General features: G+C 71.1%; 20 protein-coding genes. 14 read left to right on the top strand and 6 right to left on the bottom strand.

Annotated elements, in window-relative coordinates:
* Positions 1-35: 35 nt before the first annotated feature.
* Positions 36-1,634 carry a bifunctional phosphatase PAP2/diacylglycerol kinase family protein gene (locus AB5J53_RS45845; RefSeq protein ID WP_369251495.1) on the bottom strand — a complete coding sequence of 533 codons (1,599 nt, stop codon included), beginning with the start codon at positions 1,632-1,634 and terminating at the stop codon, positions 36-38.
* 264 nt (positions 1,635-1,898) lie between these two features.
* Between AB5J53_RS45845 and AB5J53_RS45840 the strand changes: the two genes are divergently transcribed.
* The 3 genes from AB5J53_RS45840 (at position 1,899) to AB5J53_RS45830 (ending at position 4,230) form a co-directional block, all read left to right on the top strand.
* Entirely contained in the window at positions 1,899-2,396 is a 498-nt protein-coding gene (locus AB5J53_RS45840) for an isoprenylcysteine carboxylmethyltransferase family protein (protein ID WP_369251494.1), read from the top strand.
* Between the two features lie 199 nt (positions 2,397-2,595).
* Complete coding sequence (locus AB5J53_RS45835; protein ID WP_369251493.1) at positions 2,596-3,606, top strand: Ppx/GppA family phosphatase; 1,011 nt, start codon at positions 2,596-2,598, stop codon at positions 3,604-3,606.
* A gap of 231 nt (positions 3,607-3,837) precedes the next feature.
* Positions 3,838-4,230 carry an STAS domain-containing protein gene (locus AB5J53_RS45830; RefSeq protein ID WP_369251492.1) on the top strand — a complete coding sequence of 131 codons (393 nt, stop codon included), beginning with the start codon at positions 3,838-3,840 and terminating at the stop codon, positions 4,228-4,230.
* 177 nt (positions 4,231-4,407) lie between these two features.
* Here AB5J53_RS45830 and AB5J53_RS45825 read toward each other — a convergent pair whose 3' ends face one another.
* Entirely contained in the window at positions 4,408-4,842 is a 435-nt protein-coding gene (locus AB5J53_RS45825) for a protease inhibitor (protein WP_369251491.1), read from the bottom strand.
* 309 nt (positions 4,843-5,151) lie between these two features.
* Here AB5J53_RS45825 and AB5J53_RS45820 point away from each other — a divergent pair, with 309 nt between their 5' ends.
* The 5 genes from AB5J53_RS45820 to AB5J53_RS45800 all read left to right on the top strand — a co-directional run bounded on the left by AB5J53_RS45820 (position 5,152) and on the right by AB5J53_RS45800 (position 9,625).
* Entirely contained in the window at positions 5,152-5,703 is a 552-nt protein-coding gene (locus AB5J53_RS45820; RefSeq protein ID WP_369251490.1) for a hypothetical protein, read from the top strand.
* 51 nt (positions 5,704-5,754) lie between these two features.
* The gene (locus tag AB5J53_RS45815; RefSeq protein WP_369251489.1) at positions 5,755-6,582 is read left to right on the top strand and encodes an LLM class F420-dependent oxidoreductase; all 828 of its coding nucleotides are present in this window, start codon (positions 5,755-5,757) and stop codon (positions 6,580-6,582) included.
* Positions 6,583-6,615: 33 nt separating this feature from the next.
* Entirely contained in the window at positions 6,616-7,113 is a 498-nt protein-coding gene (locus AB5J53_RS45810) for a TIGR03668 family PPOX class F420-dependent oxidoreductase (RefSeq protein WP_369251488.1), read from the top strand.
* Positions 7,114-7,337: 224 nt separating this feature from the next.
* Positions 7,338-8,921, top strand: coding sequence for a cytosine permease (locus AB5J53_RS45805; protein ID WP_369251487.1), 1,584 nt, complete (start codon positions 7,338-7,340; stop codon positions 8,919-8,921).
* Between the two features lie 23 nt (positions 8,922-8,944).
* Positions 8,945-9,625 (top strand): cyclase family protein, encoded by a 681-nt coding sequence (locus tag AB5J53_RS45800; RefSeq protein WP_369251486.1) that lies wholly within the window; start codon positions 8,945-8,947, stop codon positions 9,623-9,625.
* A gap of 61 nt (positions 9,626-9,686) precedes the next feature.
* On the opposite strand, the gene AB5J53_RS45795 is transcribed toward AB5J53_RS45800, so the two are convergent.
* Both AB5J53_RS45795 and AB5J53_RS45790 read right to left on the bottom strand, forming a co-directional pair.
* Positions 9,687-10,868: an aminotransferase class V-fold PLP-dependent enzyme gene (locus AB5J53_RS45795; RefSeq protein WP_369251485.1), complete on the bottom strand. Its 1,182-nt coding sequence runs from the start codon at positions 10,866-10,868 to the stop codon at positions 9,687-9,689.
* A 236-nt stretch (positions 10,869-11,104) separates the two neighbouring features.
* Positions 11,105-11,239, bottom strand: a complete 135-nt coding sequence (locus tag AB5J53_RS45790) for a hypothetical protein (RefSeq protein ID WP_369251484.1) — start codon at positions 11,237-11,239, stop codon at positions 11,105-11,107.
* A gap of 30 nt (positions 11,240-11,269) precedes the next feature.
* On the opposite strand from AB5J53_RS45790, the gene AB5J53_RS45785 reads away from it, so the two are divergent.
* The 5 genes from AB5J53_RS45785 (at position 11,270) to AB5J53_RS45765 (ending at position 14,091) form a co-directional block, all read left to right on the top strand.
* Positions 11,270-11,791 (top strand): methylated-DNA--[protein]-cysteine S-methyltransferase, encoded by a 522-nt coding sequence (locus AB5J53_RS45785; RefSeq protein ID WP_369251483.1) that lies wholly within the window; start codon positions 11,270-11,272, stop codon positions 11,789-11,791.
* A 140-nt stretch (positions 11,792-11,931) separates the two neighbouring features.
* Positions 11,932-12,444, top strand: coding sequence for a methylated-DNA--[protein]-cysteine S-methyltransferase (locus AB5J53_RS45780; protein WP_369251482.1), 513 nt, complete (start codon positions 11,932-11,934; stop codon positions 12,442-12,444).
* A 74-nt stretch (positions 12,445-12,518) separates the two neighbouring features.
* The gene (locus AB5J53_RS45775; protein WP_369251481.1) at positions 12,519-13,250 is read left to right on the top strand and encodes a 2OG-Fe(II) oxygenase; all 732 of its coding nucleotides are present in this window, start codon (positions 12,519-12,521) and stop codon (positions 13,248-13,250) included.
* Positions 13,247-13,546, top strand: coding sequence for a metal-binding protein (locus AB5J53_RS45770; protein ID WP_369251480.1), 300 nt, complete (start codon positions 13,247-13,249; stop codon positions 13,544-13,546). The genes AB5J53_RS45775 and AB5J53_RS45770 overlap by 4 nt, the downstream gene beginning before the upstream one ends.
* Positions 13,543-14,091, top strand: a complete 549-nt coding sequence (locus tag AB5J53_RS45765) for a hypothetical protein (RefSeq protein WP_369251479.1) — start codon at positions 13,543-13,545, stop codon at positions 14,089-14,091. The genes AB5J53_RS45770 and AB5J53_RS45765 overlap by 4 nt, the downstream gene beginning before the upstream one ends.
* Here the strand turns inward: AB5J53_RS45765 and AB5J53_RS45760 are convergent.
* The gene (locus AB5J53_RS45760) at positions 14,088-15,311 is read right to left on the bottom strand and encodes an MFS transporter (RefSeq protein ID WP_369251478.1); all 1,224 of its coding nucleotides are present in this window, start codon (positions 15,309-15,311) and stop codon (positions 14,088-14,090) included. The two genes, AB5J53_RS45765 and AB5J53_RS45760, sit on opposite strands and share 4 nt — an antisense overlap.
* Before the next feature lie 219 nt (positions 15,312-15,530).
* On the opposite strand from AB5J53_RS45760, the gene AB5J53_RS45755 reads away from it, so the two are divergent.
* Positions 15,531-15,962 (top strand): PPOX class F420-dependent oxidoreductase, encoded by a 432-nt coding sequence (locus AB5J53_RS45755; protein ID WP_369251477.1) that lies wholly within the window; start codon positions 15,531-15,533, stop codon positions 15,960-15,962.
* Positions 15,963-15,989: 27 nt separating this feature from the next.
* Here AB5J53_RS45755 and AB5J53_RS45750 read toward each other — a convergent pair whose 3' ends face one another.
* Positions 15,990-17,180: a PucR family transcriptional regulator gene (locus AB5J53_RS45750; RefSeq protein ID WP_369251476.1), complete on the bottom strand. Its 1,191-nt coding sequence runs from the start codon at positions 17,178-17,180 to the stop codon at positions 15,990-15,992.
* Positions 17,181-17,287: the final 107 nt, after the last annotated feature.

Genomic DNA, 17,287 nt, shown 5'->3' with positions numbered 1-17,287 from the left:
CGAGGGGCCGCCGTCTGCAGGGAGACGGCGGCCCCTCATCCTTGTCCGGCGTCTCCGGCACCTCCGGCGTCTCCCGCGTCTCCAGTGGCGGACTGTCTCGTCCGTCTCCGGTACCGGGCCGTGTCGGCGGCCAGGCGGGCCTGCTGAGCCAGCTCGTTCTGCGGCTGCGCGGGCCGGTACACGACGAGGGCCCGGTGCGCCTTCTCCAGCCTCAACTCCGATGAGCCGACGGCGACTTCACCGTCGTACGCGAGGCTGTCCGCACCGGCGAGACCCTCCAACTGCACCCACGGGACGTGTTCGGCGCTGTACACCCGGGAGTGGCGGAGCCCCCCGACGAGCGCGGAGGCGATGACGCGGGTGCGCGCGAGCCGGTGGTCGCCGTCGACCAGCCGCAGGTCGAGCAGTCCGTCGTCCAGGCGCGGCCGGAAGGCAGGGGCGAAGCCCTCGGGCACGTAGCGGCCGTTGCCCGCGAAGAGCAGCCACAGCCGGCGCGGGTGACCGTTGACGCTCAGCTCGATGGGGGTCGCGGTGCGCAGCACCCGGATGAGAGCGAAGGCCGCGGCGGGCCACTTGCCCCACCGCTCCTCCAAATGCTCGCGCAGCCGGACGAGTTCGGGGTAGAGGCCGATGCTGAAGGTGTTGAGGAACCGCACGTCCTGCCCGGCCCCCGATCTCGCCACACCGAAGTCCACGGCCACCGCCTCGCCCTGGGCGACCGCGACGGCGGTGTCCTCGAAGTCGGGTACGCCCACGTCCTGGGCGAAGTGATTGAGGGTGCCGCCGGGGAACACCGCCAGCGCGAGCCCCCGTTCGGCCGCCGCACGGGCCGCGGCGTTGACGCTGCCGTCGCCTCCGCACACGCCCAGCGCGCCGCCCGCCCTCGAGGCCCGGTCGGCGGCCTCGGCGAGCAGCGCGGCGAAGTCGTCGCCGGGGCCGCGCTCGATCAGCTCGGCCCCGGGCAGCAGTGCGCGCAGCCGCTCGACGTGCGGCAACGGCGCGGCGGGCGCGCCGGTGCCGGCCCGGCTGTTGACGAAGACGACCAGTCCCTCGCCACGGGGCAGCGCGGGCGCGTGTGCCGCGGGGCGTTCCCGCTCCGGGGCAGTCGCGCGCGGTGGCCACCAACGGCAGGTGAGCGCGGCGGCTCCGGCCCCGATCGCCACACCGGCCAGCACGTCCCCCGGGTAGTGCACGCCCACGTAGACGCGTGAGAAGGCGACCGTGGCGGCGAGTGGCGCGACCATGGCGCCGTAGCGGGTGGACTCCAGGGCCACTGCGGTGGCGAAGGCCGCGGCGGAGGCGGAGTGCCCGGAAGGGAAGGACGTGGTCTGCGGCTGATGCCTGAGGTGCCGGATCTGCGGTACGAGGTCCAGCAGCGGGCGGGGGCGCCGGGCGCTCCACTTCACGACGGTGTTGACGGTCAGCGAGGCCAGGGCGAGCGAGCCCACACCGCGCAGTGCCGCTCTTCTGGCCCGGTGTCCGCCGATCGCCGCGAGCCCGGCCGCCGTTCCCAGCCACAGGCGCCCGTGGTCGGCGGAGTGGCTGAGCCGCCGCAGCGCCGGATCGGCTCCGGGCACCCGCGCGGCGGCCACCCGTGTGAACAGCCGCTGGTCCAGCTCGCCGAGTACACGCATGCTCCATCGCTACGGGTCCTGGGCCGCGTCGGCATCCCGGGCGACTCGGACCGGTGACGTGTCTGCTCCGGGCGGCGCATGTCAGCGACGTGTCCGCTCCGGCCGGCGAAGGCCGGAGAGGGGCTGCCGACCGGCGGCACACGCCGGTCACGGGCTGTCCGCCGACGCCGGTGACCGACTGCCCGCCGGCGCCACTGGTCAGTGACCGGCCGCCCGCCGACCGCGCCCGTTTACGTCGTGCCGCGCAGCCGCCATGGTGGCCGTATGCGCAGATCCGCGGCGGCGGTCGGCAGCTCGCTCTTCCTGGTGCTCGCTCCCGGCACCGTGGCCGTCCTCCTCCCCTGGTGGCTGACCGGCTGGCGGGCCGGCCACTGGTGGCTGCCCGTGCGCGTGCTGGGCTTGGTGCCACTGGTCGCGGGCGCGGTGGTCCTGCTGTCCGCCTTCGCGCGGTTCGTCGCCGAGGGCCTCGGCACCCCGGCGCCGGTCGCGCCCACGGAGCACCTGGTCGTGGGCGGGCTCTACCGGCATGTCCGCAATCCGATGTACGTGGCCGTCGTCGCGGCGATCGCCGGGCAGGCCCTGCTGCTCGCCCGGCCGGTACTCCTGGGGTACGGCGCGATCGCGGGGCTCGTGATGGCGGCGTTCGCGCGCTGGTACGAGGAACCGGAACTGATCGACAGATTCGGCGCGGAGTACGAGCGCTACCGACGAGCGGTGCCCGGCTGGTGGCCCAGGCTCCGCCCCTGGCGCGCCCCGGAGTGACACGGCAGCGGCGCGATCGGCATCAGGGGGATCGCGGCGAGGACGAGCCAGGGCACGGCGGGCGGGAGACGGGTGTCCAGCGGGGAGCCGGCCCCCGGGCCGGCGGCGAGGACGATCGCATCTCCGCGATCCGCAGCTCGCACGGCGCGAAGGTGCACGCGGGGCGTGCCGCTGGAGCACCGGGGGTACATGCAGCGGCATGCGGGTGAGTGTGCTGGATGTGGGGTCGAACACGGTGCGGCTCGTGGTGGCGGATGCCGAGGGCGGGCTGCCGCTGCCGGTGCACACCGCCAAGTGGCGGCTGCGACTGTCCGAGCGGATGGCGCACGGTGGCCCGATCCCCGACGAGGCGGTGGGGCAACTGGTCGAGGCTGTGCGTGCGGCGGGCGGCATGGCCCAACGATGGGGCGCGGCGGGCCCGTTGGCCTTCGCGACCACCGTGGTGCGCAACGCCCCGAACCGTCAGGAGGTGCTGCGCGCCGTACGCGCGGAGACCGGAGTGCGGCTGTGCACTCTGCCGGGCGAGGTGGAGGCCGAGCTCACGTTCCTCGGGGCGCGCCGCTGGATGGGCTGGCGTTCGGGGCCACTCGCGCTCCTCGACATCGGCGGCGGTTCGCTGGAGGTTGCGTTCGGCCGGGGCAGGCTGCCGGACTTCGTGGCGTCGCTGCCGCTCGGCGCGGGCCGGCTCACCCGCGAGTTCTTCGAGGGCCAGGACCCGCCGTCGGAGGAGAGCGTCAAGGCGCTGCGCCGCAACGTACGCCATCAGCTGCGGGACGTGGCCGCACGGATCCGGTGGGAGGGGCCGCGCACCGCCGTGGCGACCTCACGGACCTTCCAGCAGCTGGCGCGGTTGTGCGGCGCATCGCCCGGACGTCACGGCCCGTTCGTGGAACGGGAGTTGCACCGGGCGGACTTACGCGGCTCACTCGACCGCCTGGCCCGGCTCACGGCCGCGGAGCGTGCGCTGCTGCCGGGCATCTCGGCGCCACGGGCCGCCCAGAGCCTGGCCGGTGCGGTGGTCGGGCACACGGCGATGAAACTGACGGGCCTGAAGAAGGTCTCCATCTGCCCCTGGGCCATCCGCGAGGGCATCCTGCTGCGGCACATGGAGGAGGGCGGTTCGTGGTGGGCGGACATCACCCGGCACAGCGACGAGGCCGCGCAGCCGTCCGGTGGGGCCCATCTGCGCATCGCGACCCCGGTGCGCTGAGCGGATGCCTCCGAGGCACCCTTCCCGATCCCTCCCGGTCTCCACCGCAACAACAGCTGCTTGAACAGGGCTTGTCGAGGCGGTAGCGCCTTCGAGAGTCAATACATCCGCCGCTGAATTCACCTGGTCGAGTGAACCAGATCTTGAGGGCGGCGCCGTGTGGATGGTTCCGGCCGTGTCGGGGTAATTACCGAGATCGAACAGCCCCTCCCCCGCCGAGGTGGAGCCACCATGCCGCCGGAGTCCCGCGATCGTGCCGCCGATCCTCCCGAGGGCACGGCTGCCGAATCCGGGCCGCCTCCGGCCAATGCCTACGCAAGGAGCTTTCGGCGCGGCTCGTTCACCGTGGTCGAGGTCTGCGGCGAGATGGACATCGCGACGGCGGATTTCCTGGCCGAGCACCTGGTGGCCGCTACCACCGGCCCCGGGCCGGACGTGCTGGTCGATCTGCGCCGGGTCGACTTCTTCGACTGCTCCGGCCTGCGGGTGCTGTGCCGCGCGGACACCCGAGCGCGGGAACGTGGCGGGCGCCTCCGCATCGTCTGCGACCACCCTCGCATCCACCGTCTGCTGCACGCCTCGGGCCTGCTCGACCGTTTCCCACCGCTGCCGGAACCGCCCTGACAGACCTGCCGCAAAAGGCAACGCGAAGAGCACATACAAATGCCGAGGGCCGGCCGACAGCCCCACTCTGTCCGGCCGACCCCCGGTGCGAAATCGCGTGGCGCCCCGCGACGGGGCCCGCACTCCCCAGTTACGGACCTCGATCGACGTTCACGAGAACCGCGCGATCCCGGTCCCTCAGAACGTGAAGACCGTCATCCCGTAGGAGTTCTTCACGCACTCGTTGGCGAAGGTGCGCTCGTACGAGACGCGCTTGCCCTGCCAGACGCCGTCGACGGTGACGACCACGGGGTCGAACTGCTTCGTACAGAAGGCCCCGTCTCTGACGGTCAAGGCGTCGAAGTCGCCGCCGGCTCCACGGAGTTCGGCGCAGGCCAGGCCGGCGGCGGGGTGGGTGCCGGAGGCGGTCGGGGCGCAGTTCAGGGTGACCGCCCGTTCCGGAGTGACGGTGGCCGCGCTGTTGCCGTGGCCGGTGGTGAGCACCAGGGCCGAGGGGGCGTAGAGCCCGGACGGACCGAGGCTCGGGGCCGCGTGGGCGGACCCGACCATGGGTCCACAGACGGCGGTGGCCGTCAGGGTGAGAGTCGCTGCCCAGCGCGCGGTGGTCGGCATTGTGTGCATCCTTCCGCTCGATTGAATGCCATACCGGCTCGGTTGATTGCCGGATCGGCGAGCGCGAGTCTGCCGAGTCCGCACCGGAAACACACATCGACCCCATGCGTTTCGGTAACTTTGAGTGTTGAAACAGTGGCGCGAAGTTACGGAATTCGAAAGTTCAAGCCCCAGAACTGGGCGGTTGTTGATCACAGGAAGCGCCTTCCTGGCCGGATTCCCCTGGCTCGGCAATAGGCCTGAAACATTCCGCTTCAGCCCATGGCGGAGGCCCTTGCATATGCCGAGCAACGGAGTAATGGTGATTACATGATTACAACGGAGCAGCACGAGAAGCTGCGCGGCTGGTTCGCCGGCCGCTTGCCCGACGATCTCTTCGAGAGCCTCGCGGAGGTGACGGTCGACCGTGAGGAGATCACGGTCATCGGCCGCATCCCCGAGCCCCGGCTCACCGAAGGCGCCTCGGACGCCGAGAAGGAGGCGGCCGTCCAGTCACGCATCCAGGAATTCCGGGAGCGCACCCGCGAGAGCCGGGTCGCGGTGGCGCGCGAGGCCGAGCACCGGTTCCGCAAGAAGGTCTCCTGGGGTGTGGAGTGCGGCGACGAGCGCGCGCTGTTCACGCACATCGCCGCGCCGGTCATGACCCGGTTGCGCCAGCCCGAACGCCAGGTCCTCGACACCCTCGTCGCCGCCGGTGTCGCCCGCAGCCGCAGCGACGCCCTCGCCTGGTGCGTACGCCTCGTGCAGCGGCACACCGACGACTGGCTCACCGAGCTGCGCGACTCACTCGAGCACGTCCAGCGGGTCCGGGCACAGGGCCCCGACGCCGAACCGGAAGACGCTCCGTCCGACGAGGAGTGACGAACCGCGCCACACTGGCACCAAGGTGCCGACGAGACGAGGTGGTCGCGAATGAAGTTCGGGGTGTCGACGTTTCTCACCGACGAGGGCATCGGTCCGGCGGCGCTCGGACCGGCCCTGGAGGAGCGCGGGTTCGACGCGCTGCTGCTGGCCGAGCACACGCACATTCCGGTGAAGCGGGAGACGCCGTACCCGGCAGGGGGTGATCTGCCGCGCGTGTACTACCGCACGCTCGACCCGTTCGTGGCACTCGCCGCGGTCGCCTCCGTGACCCGCGAACTGCTCCTGGGCACCGGGATCGCGCTGGTGGTCGAGCGTGATCCGATCATCACCGCGAAGGAAGTGGCCAGCCTCGATCTGGTCTCCGGCGGCCGTGCCGTGTTCGGTGTCGGCGCCGGCTGGAACCGGGAGGAGATGCGCAACCACGGGACGGATCCGGCCAAGCGCGGCCGACTGATGGACGAGCGGATCCGCGCGATCATCGAACTGTGGACCAAGGACGAGGCCGGGTTCCACGGCGAGTTCGTCGACTTCGACCCGGTCTACAGCTGGCCCAAGCCGGTCCAGCAGCCGTACCCACCGCTCTGGGTCGGCGGCAACAGCGACCGCGCCTTCGCCCGCGTCGCCGAGTACGGGACGGCGTGGATGCCCAGCGGCGTACCGCCCAAGGAGCTCGGCGCGCGGATCGACCGCATGCGCGAGATCGCCGGTGACCGGCCGGCCGTGGTGGTGTACGCGGCCCGGCACGACCGTGAGTCCCTCGACATCTACGCGGAACTCGGCGTCGAACGCGTACTGCTCTATCTGCCGACCCGGCCGAAGGACCAGACGCTGGGCACGCTGGACGAGCTGGCCGAAGCCGCGTCCGCCTACCGCTGACCGCGCCCGGTCGCCGGGGATACGGAGCCCACCGTGCCGGACATGGACGAGGACGAGGCGCGCCGCCGGTTTCTGACGGCACGGGTGGCGCGCCTGGCGACGGTGGACGCCGAGGGGCGCCCCCACTTGGTGCCGGTCGTGTTCGCGCAGCACGGCGTCTGCGCGCGGTACGGCGATTTCGCGCGGCGCGGCGATGAGATCGTCACCGCCGTCGACCGGAAGCCCAAGAGATCAGCGCGACTGAAGCGGCTGCGCAACATCGCCGCCCACCCGGCCGTCTGCCTGCTCGTGGACGCGTACGACGAGGACTGGGACCGGCTGTGGTGGGTACGGGCGGACGGCGACGCCCGTATCCTGCCGCCCGACGCGTCGGAGTTCCGCGTCCGGGACGAGTACGCCGCGGCGATCGCCCTGCTGCGGGAGAAGTACGCGCCGTACCGCTCGCAGCCACCGGACGGCCCGGTGATCGCGATCACCGTCCACCGGTGGCACGGCTGGCGCGCCGCACGGGAGGCCGACCGGCCCGGCTGAGCCGCCGACCATCCCACCCGGTGGACCAATCCTCCATCTCGGGCGGGAAAGATGGATGATTCGCCTCCTGTTGCGAGGCGGCCGCACCGCCATAGCGTCGGCAGATCCCACAAGGACGGCATCCGCTCACGCCGCACACCCCAGCAGCGACAACCGGCCATCCCTCCCCGGCGCCACGACGCGCTCCATCGCCCTTCCGATACAGGCACTTCGCTGGAGCCCCCTTGTCCGAGAACTCCCCCGCCACAGCGTCGCCGTCCCTCACCGAGGTGGAGACCTACGGCGTCGAGCGCATCCCCGACGCCGACCGCACCGCATCGCCGCTCGACCTGTTCAGGGTCGCCTTCGGCGGTGCGAACACCTTCTCCACCTGCGTCCTGGGGGCCTTCCCCATCCTCTTCGGCCTCTCCTTCTGGCAGGGGCTCGCGGCGACACTCCTCGGAGTCGTCGTCGGCGCGCTGATCCTGTGCCCGATGGCGGTGTTCGGCCCGGTCAACGGCACGAACAACGCGGTCGCCTCCTCCGCGCACCTGGGTGTGCACGGCCGAGTCGTCGGCTCGTTCCTCTCGCTTCTCACGGCCATCGCGTTCTTCTCGATCTCGGTGTGGAGCTCCGGCGACGCCCTGGTCGGCGGCGCGCACCGGCTGTTCGGCCTGGAGCGCAGCACGCTGTCGTACGTCGTCGCGTACGCACTGTTCGGCGCTCTGGTGCTCGCGGTGTGCGTGTACGGCTTCCGGTTCATGCTGTTCGTCAACAAGATCGCGGTGACCTCGGCGACCGTGCTGTTCCTGCTCGGCGCGATCGCCTTCGCCGGCGACTTCGACCCGTCGTACGCCGGTGTCTTCACGGCCTCCGCCGACTCGGCGACGCAGGCGCTGTTCTGGCCCTCCTTCATCGGCTCGGCGCTGATCGTGCTGTCGAACCCGGTCTCCTTCGGCGCCTTCCTGGGCGACTGGTCGCGCTACATCCCGGCGAACGCGCCGCGCCGCAAGGTCGTCGGCGCCGCGTTCCTCTCCCAGATCGCGACCCTGCTGCCGTTCGTCTTCGGACTCGCGACCGCGAGCATCATCGCGACCAAGGCTCCGAAGTACGTCGACCCGGCCGCCCCCGACTTCGTGGGCGGGCTGCTGGCCATCTCGCCGAGCTGGTTCTTCCTGCCGGTGTGTCTGCTCGCGCTGATCGGCGGCATGTCGACCGGAACGACGTCGCTGTACGGAACCGGGCTGGACTTCTCGTCGGTGTTCCCGCGTCTGTCGCGGGTCCAGGCGACCTTCCTGGTCGGCGTGTTGTCGATCGCGTTCATCTTCGTCGGGCGCTTCGGCTTCGACCTGGTGCAGTCCATCTCGACGTTCGCCACGATGATCATCACCTGCACGACTCCGTGGATGGTCGTGATGATCCTCGGCTTCTACACCCGGCGCGGCTGGTACGACCCGGACGCGCTCCAGGTCTTCAACCGCCGCCAGCGCGGCGGCCGTTACTGGTTCACACACGGCTGGAACTGGCGGGGCATGACCGCCTGGTGGGTGTCCGCGGTGATCGGTGTGCTGTTCACCAACATCCCCGGGCAGTTCGTCGGTCCGCTGGGCGACCTGGCGAACGGCATCGACATCAGCCTGCCGCTGTCGCTGGCCGTCGCCGCCGTCCTGTTCCTGGCCCTGCTGCGGCTCTTCCCCGAACCCCGGGCCGTCTACGGACCCGAGGGTGCGCGGCTGGCCCGTACGGTCGACGTGCCGGTGCCGCCGATCACCGGCCCCGGCACGGAGACCGACGGCACGCAGCCGGTGCTCGCCGTCGAGAGCAACTGAAGCCCGCGAAGGACATGAATGTGATGGAGTCCTGGCTCGATCTCTCCGTCCCCCTGGTCACCGGGATGCCCGTCTATCCCGGTGACCCGCAGGTGGAAGTGGACCGCGCGCTGCGGGTCGCCGAGCACGGCGTCAACGTCCTGCGGCTGCACATGGGTTCGCAGTCCGGAACGCATGTCGACGCGCCGTACCACGTGGACGAGGCATGGCCCACGTTGGACGAACTGCCGCTGGAGCGGTTCGCGGGGCCCGCGGTCGTCGCCGACGTCCGCGGCCTCCCGGCGCGGGCCCCGATCACCCCCGACCTGCTCGCGCCCGCGCTGGCCCTCCTGCGCCTGTGGCCCGGCGCGATCCTCCTGCTGGCCACCGGCTGGTCGGCGTACTGGGGAACGGACCACTACCTGGCGCATCCCTGGCTCACACCCGAGGCGGCCCAGGCCGTCGTCAACGCGGGCGTCCGCACCGTCGGCATCGACGCGCTGAGCGTGGACCCCACGGGCGGCACCGATCTTCCGGCCCACCGCATCCTGTGCGGCACGGAAGGCGTGATCGCCGAGAACCTGACGCATCTAGGCCACGTCGCCGACGCGCAGGCTGCGGGCAGCCTGGTGGAGGTGTTCCTCTTCCCGCTGCACCTGCCCGGGGCGGACGGAGCCCCGGTCCGGGCGACGGCACGCATCGGGGGCCGGGCGGGGTTGGCGTAGGCGCCCCTGGCACGGTGTGTCGTATCCCTAACAGTTGCGACCAATGGGACATGGCACTCGGTCAGCCGGCCGCGTGGGCGAGTTCGGCGAAGACCTCGACAGCCCGGTCGAGTTCGCCATCGGTGTTGTAGTAGTGCGGGGAGAGGCGCACCAGGGGGTGGACGCCCCGGTTCTCGGTGTCGAACTGAGTGTGTTCAGGGAATGTCGTGGTGACATTGATGCCGCGCTGCGCGAGTGCCGAGGCGACGTCGGCCGTGGGTACGGCGTCGACCTTGGCGGTCACGATGGCACACCGGTCCCGGCCCAGGTCGTACGTGGTGACGCCGGGCAACGCCTCAAGCCGGTCGCGCAGGTACGCGCCGAGGGCGACGGCTCGCTTGCCGATCTGGTCCAGGCCGAGGTCAAGGGCCTGGACCACGGCCGCGTCCAGCCCGAGGACGTTGGCGTAGCTCACCTCCCAGGTCGCGAAGCGCCGCGCGCCGTCGTGCCAGGTGAAGCCACGATCGCCGTCCCAGGTGGCGGCCTCGATCTCGGTGACGAACGGGTCGAGGTACTCCAGGGCCTCCGGGCGAACCCACAGGAAGCCGATTCCTCGCGGTCCGCGCAGGAACTTGCGGCCGGTGGCGGTGAGCATGTCGCAGCCGATCTCGGCGACGTCGACGGGGAGTTGCCCCACGGACTGTGTGGCGTCCAGCAGGAAGGGCACGCCGGCCGCCCGAGCGATCCTGCCGATGTCGGCCGCCGGGTTGATCAGGCCGCCGCTGGTGGGGATGTGGCTGACGCCGACCAGCTTGGTGCGCTCGTCGATCAGGTTGGCCAGGGCCGCAGTGTCGAGCTGTCCGGACTCGTCGTCGGGGACCACGACGATCTCGGCGCCGGTCCGCTGGGCGACCTGCAGGTAGGCCAGCACATTGCTGCCGTACTCGGCCCGGCCGGTCAGGATGCGGTCGCCGGGCTCGAAGGTCATGGAGTAGAAGGCGGCGTTCCACGCGTGGGTGGAGTTGTCGAACAGCGCGATCTCGTCAGCCCGTCCGCCCACCAGCCGGGCGATGTTCGTGTAGGTGCCGTCGATTCTCTCCCGCTCCTGGCCTGCCGCCTCGTATCCGCCGATGGCCGCTTCGAGCTCCAGATGGGAGGTCATCGCCTCGAGGGTCTGCCGGGAGAGCAAACCGGCCCCGGCGTTGTTGAGGTGGACGCGGTTCGCCGTGCCCGGGGTGTCCTTGCGGAGCGCGTCGATGTCCATGCCGGTGATTTCCCATCTGCCCGAGATTCGCTTGCCTCTCTTACGTTCCCAAAGCGCCGTCCGCCATGTCGTGCAGCCCGTCCGCCGTCTCCCAGCAACTGACCTTGCTGGTGTCCGAGGTCGGCGCGCCGCTGCGGGAGCCGCCGTCCAAGGGCTGTCCGACCTGTCCGGGAGCCCTTGGGTGATGGAAACCGTCGGCACGCCGGCCAGACAATGGGCAGTTTCCTTTCCACACTTCACACATCGGGCGCGACACAGCCGGTCCGACCGGCCACCGCCACCGCCACCGCCACCGCCACCGCCACCGCCACCGCCACCGCCACCGCCACCGCAGTGTGACGTCCGAATACCGCCAGCGCATGGCATCGCACCCCCGCAGCATGGAGGGTGAAAGGAGAACTATGAACACCCTCTACGCGACGCTCCTCAGCCCGCTCGGCGAACTGCTGCTGGTGGGCGAGGCGTCGCAGACCGCGAAGGGCGGTACCGCGCTGGCCTCGCTGTCCATGACCGGGCAGCGCAACCGGGCCAGGGTGCGCGACGACTGGACACACGCCCCGCACGCCTTCACCGAGATCGAGCGGCAGCTCAGTGCCTACTTCGCCGGTGAACTCACGGCGTTCGACATCGAGTTCACCGCCCGCGGCAACGCCTTCCAGCAGCGGGTGTGGAAAGCGCTGGAGGCGATTGCGTACGGCGCCACCACCACCTACGGCAAAATCGCCGAGCAACTCGGCATCCCCCGCGCCGAGGTCAAGGACCTGGGCATCGCGATCGGGCAGAACCCCCTGCTGGTGGTGCGCCCGTGCCACCGTGTCATCGGGGCGGACGGCACTCTCAAGGGCTACGCCGGCGGCGTGGAGCGCAAGGAGCAACTCCTCGTCCTCGAAGGCGCGCTGCCGCCTCAGCTGCCGCTCGGCTGAACCACCCCCGTCGAGCCGAGGGTGTGGCCTGCGCACCGTCACGCCAGCGGAAATATGACGTCCGAATGCCGCCAGACATGACGCCGCACGAGCCGCAGACTCGTGCATGTAGCCAGAAACAGCAACAAGAAGGAAGAGTCATGACTATCTACGCGACGCTCGACAGCCCACTGGGTGAACTCCTGCTGGTGGGCGAGGAGTCGGCGACCGCGAAGGGCGGCACGGCGCTCACCTCGCTGTCGATGCCCGGCCAGAAGCGCGGCGTCACCGTCCAGCGCGACTGGCGCGAGGACACCGAAGCCTTCGCCGACATCATCCGCCAACTCGGCTCGTACTTCGACGGCAAGCTCACCCGCTTCGACATCGAGTACACCACCAGCGGCACGCCCTTCCAGCAGCAGGTGTGGCAGGCCCTGGAGGGCATCGGCATCGACCACGGCACCACCCTCACCTACGCGCAGGTCGCCGACCGCGTCGGCATCCCACGCTCGGCCTCGCGCGCGGTGGGCACCGCGATCGGCGCGAATCCGCTGCTCGTCGTCCGCCCCTGTCACCGCGTGCTGGGCAGCAGCGGTGCGCTGACCGGCTACGCCGGCGGCCTGGAGCGCAAGCGGCGGCTGCTGGACCTCGAGAACGTCCGTCAGGCCGCATGACCGGCCCCCATCAGTCGCAGGGCTCGCAACATCACAAAAGCGGCCCTGCGGCTTCCACCTCCCCGGAGGGCACCATGATCGACACCACTCAACCTGCGGGCACGCTCACCGAGCGGGTCGACTCGCAGGACTGGGACGCACTGACCGCGGAGGTCAACGAGTACGGCCACGCCCTCACCGGCAGGCTGCTCACCCCCGACGAGTGCACGGCGATGGCAGGCCTCTATGACGAGCCGGAGCGCTTCCGCACCACCGTCGACATGGCCCGCCACCGGTTCGGCTCCGGACAGTACCGCTACTTCACTCACGAACTACCGGATGCTGTCGGGAAGTTGAGGGAAGCGCTCTACCCGCACCTGTTGCCCATCGCGCGGGACTGGGCCGCCAAGCTCGGTCAGCCATCACCCTGGCCGGACAGCCTGCGGGAGTGGTTGGCGCACTGCCATGAGGCCGGACAGGCCAAGTCCGCGCAGATCCTGCTGCGTTACGGGGCCGGAGACTGGAACGCCCTGCACCGCGATGTGTTCGGCGATGCCGTCTTCCCGCTCCAGGTCGTCATCGGCCTCGACGCACCCGGAGTCGACTACAGCGGCGGTGAGTTCATCATGACCGAGCAGCGCCCCCGCGCCCAGTCCCGCGGATCCTCCACCACGCTGCCGCGGGGTCACGGGCTGATCTTCACCACTCGCGACCGGCCCGTCGCCTCCCAGCGCGGCTGGTCCATCGGCCCCGTGCGACACGGGGTGAGCACCGTCCGCTCCGGTCGGCGGCACACCCTCGGCCTCGTCTTTCACGACGCCACATGACCGACCGGACAAGCGGGCAGCCCACGTACACGCTGCGCGGCCCCGACAACAAGCCGTGCCGGAGCGGCACGCCGGGCACGCTCGGCGGGCATCGGCGCGGAAAGTTGTACGGGCTCCTGGACTGCCCTTCGGCGCTGTGTGCGATGGCCCGCGGCCGCTACGTGCGGTACCGGGTCTTCTTCGCCGACGAAGGCACCGCGATCGCCGCCGGGTACCGGCCGTGCGCGGTGTGCCTGCCCGCCAAATACCAGCGGTGGAAAGCCGCCCACAAGAGCCGGAAGGGCAGCACGTCATGAACACCTTCCGCAGCGCGGACGAGTCCGTTTCGCCGCTGATCGAACCCACCGAACTGGCCGCGCTCGGCGACCTGCCCGTCCCGCCCTCCCACACCGACGCGGAACTCACCGCGCTGCTCGCCCTGCTCACCGGGCCGCGCTCGCGTGTCCAGTCCATCGCCATCGGTCACAGCCGCGACGCCGCTTCCCGTGCGGCCGCCAAGGCGTTCACCGCCGTGTGGAGGGTGGCCGGCAAGGACGTCCTCGCGATCGTGGACTGGCCCGAGCAGGCCGCCTCCTGGCTGCGGCCCGCCCAGCGCCTCACCGCCCAGGCGCCGGACGCCTGGGTGATCGCGGCCGCCCCGCTCGGCTTCGCCCAACTGGCCCGCCGTCTGCGCCACTCCACCGACTGGGACCCTCGGCGCACGTACGCCTTCGCCGCACTCGGCGACTCCCGCGTCCCGGCACTCGCGGGCGCCCGCACCCTGCACGGCCTGCGCGGCGCGAACACCGACGGCACCACCTGGCACATCGATCGCGACTGGGTCACCCAGGTCCTGCCCTAGACCCACGCGGCTTCCGGAGGCGGCTGCCGGGCGTGCTGCCGGCGTTGTGCCCAGCGGACGGCGAGCGGTGCCGCCAGGCCCGTGAGAGCGAACAACGCTCCTACGACGTACCAGCCGGGGCGGCCCCAGGTGATGCAGAGCGAGATGAGCAGGGTGGGGCCGAGGGCCTCGGCCAGGCCGGCGCCCAGGCCGAACACGCCGAGGTACTGGCCGGTGGCGTACTGCGGAGCGAGGGCGAAGGACACCTCGAAGCCCGCGGCGGAGTGCCATAGTTCGCCGACCGTATGGATGATCACCGCGGTCATGAGCAGCGTTGCGGCGGCCCACGTCGGTATCCCCGCGGACAACGAGATCAGCGAGCAGGAGACGAGGAAGGCCAGGCCTGATCGACGGTAGGCGCCTCCGCCGGCGGCGGGGGAATCGATGGAGCGGCCGGCTCGTACCTGAACCGCGATGACAAGGACCGTGTTGATGAGCATGGTGCCCGAAACGAGCCAGCGCGGTGCCGTGGTGGCCGTGACCAGCCAGAGCGGAATGGCCACGGTGAGTACCTTGAACTGGATGGCCATGATGCCGTCGAGGGCGGTGATCAGCAGGTACGGCCGGTCCCGCAGTGCGATCCAGCGTGGGCCGCCGACGGTGGGCGCGGGCGTGACCGGCGGCAGGAGGACCAGGACCGCCGCGGAGGCCGCGAAGGCGATCGCGTTGCCGACGACCAGCAGCTGGTAGGCGGTGAGCGTGCCCACCTGGACGGCCCAGCCCGCCAGCAGGGCACCGAAGGAGATGCCGACGTTGCTGACAGCCCGGAGGTAGGAACGGAACTCCTGCGGCCGGTCCCCTCCGTAGTGCCTGATGAGCGGACTGCGTGCGGCCAGTCCGGCCGCCTTGGCCCCGGTGGCGGTGCACACCGTAAGGACGAACGGCCAGAAGCTGTCCGCCAGCACGAAGCCCGCCGTTGCCAGCGCCTGGACGACAAGAGTGGTCGCGTAGACGCCGCGTGCTCCGTGCGTGTCGGCGAGATGGCCGACGGCGATGCCCGCGGCCAGCGAGACGAAACCGGCGATGCCCAGTCCGAGCCCCACCTGGCCGGCCGGAAGGTGCACCGCCTGGGTGAAGTACAGCACCCCGGCGGTCAGAAAGAGGCCGCTGCCGACGGTGTAGACGAAGTTCGAGACGGCGATGACGCGCTGTGGTCCAGCGTTCGGCATCAGGTGGGGCATGACATGGCTCCGCGTCCTGGGCAGGCGGTAAGGGCCGCACCAGCTTGTTGCATATTACTTTCAATAACAAGGCTCTTGCGATTACTTCGACGCACGGCCTCGCGCGGCGCACCGGCTGTCGGATTTCCCCTCCGGGCATGTCGGATCGTGTCGATCCGGACGGTCGCCGTTCGTATGGACGGTGGAGGCCCCCCTTCGCCCGTACGCCCGGAGGATGTCATGTCGTTCACCGACGAGGAGATCGCCTACATGCGGTCACAGCCGCTCACCCGTGTCGCCACGCTGGCTCCCGACGGTCGGCAGCCCGATGTGGTGCCGCTCGCCTTCGAGTACGACGGCACGTACTTCTGGGTAGGCGGGACCGGCGCGGCCGTCGCCGGAACCCGCAAGTTCCGCAATGTCATGGCTGGCCACCACGAGGTGGCCCTCGTCATCGACGATCTGGTGTCCCTCGACCCGTTCATCGCCCGAGGCGTACGGGTCTACGGCCGCGCCGAAGAGCCGGTCGAGCGCGTGGGGATGGTCGGCCCGGGCCTCTATATGCGCATCACGCCGACGGTCTCCTGGAGTTGGAACCTGGAAGGCCGCCCGGCGGGCAAGGAGTGGTACCCGTCGCGGCGGACGGTCCACGAGACCCCGTCCGGTGACTAGGTCCTGTCCGTGCACCCCCGCGAGGTGTCAGGGCCTGACCGTGCGAGCGATGTCCAGCGTCAGCCGTTGCCAGGGGTCGCGGGGATCGCGGCCCGTCAGTTCGTGGATGCGGCGCAGGCGGTAGCGCAGGGACTGGGCGTGGAGGTGCAGTTCGCGGGCGGCGGCGTTCGCCGAGCCCGTGTCGATGTATGCGGTGAGCGCCTCCAGGAGGTGCTGCCGGCCCGGGTCGGTGAGGGGGCCGAGGACCAGGCGGGCGATGTGGTCCGGCGCGGCGGCCGGGTGCCCGGCGAGCAGAGCGAGGACGTGTGCGTCGGCGTCGGTGAGGAGGCGGCCCGGTCGGTGGGCGTGGGCGGGTGCCGTGTCGAGGGCGTCGGCGGCGAGGCGGTGGGCGACGGCGACCCGGTCCAGGCTCTCACCGGTGATCGCGCAACCCCGCCAGGACCGCGCGCCCAGGACCGCTCCCGCCCCGGCGGCCGCTCCGGCCGGCAGCAGCAGGACGGCACGGGAGCCGCGTACCGTCGCCAATGAGGTGACCTCGCCGCCCGGAACGGCCAGCGCGTCGAGCAGTCCCGCCGCCGCGTCGTGCGCCATGTCGGGGCGGTCCGCGCCGACCGGCTCCGCCACCAACAAGCAGTACGGGTCCGGCAGTTGGATGCCGAGCCGGGCCGATCGGTCCGTCAGCGCGCCCACGGAGGCGTGCCGCCCGGCGATCAGGTCGTCGAGCAGCAGTCGCAGTGCGCGGTCGCGGTCCCCTGTGAGGTCTTCGCTGGTCGCGGCGTACGCCGTGGCCATCTCCTCGGAGAGCGTGTCGAGCGTGGTCAGCAGCATCCGGGCGAGCGCGAAGGCGTCCTCGGCGGTGAGTCGGGGCGCGCGGGCCGCGATCTCGTCCGTGAGGACGGTCCCCGCCACCCGGTAGGCGCGCAGCACCGCCTGCACGGGGCGTCCGTCGGCCGCGCGGGCCGCGGCGATGCCCCGGAAGCGCCTGAGATCGGCGGGTTCCAGCGTGCCGTCGGTCGCCCAGAGGTGCAACAGCCGCTCCAGCCCCCAGGCCGCGATGGCCCGTACCTCCGGCAGCCGGCTGTCGTCGAGCGCGGCGTACACCGGGACCTGTTCGTGCACCGCGGCGACGATCGCCTCCACGACACGCGGATCGGCGATCATCTCCTGCCAGATGCGCTCCCTGGCTTCGGCAGGGCCTTGTGCGGGCTTGCTTGTCACAGGGTGATAATCCCAGCCGCGCGATGTGCGCACCACAGTGGACGGACCTTGTCACAGTCGCCAGGATCGACGTCGTACAGCGCGGTCTCAGGGACGAGAGGCGGGAC

It is taken from the genome of Streptomyces sp. R41 (assembly GCF_041053055.1).
Lineage (GTDB): Bacteria > Actinomycetota > Actinomycetes > Streptomycetales > Streptomycetaceae > Streptomyces.
This window is presented reverse-complemented; position numbering and strand designations above follow the sequence as displayed.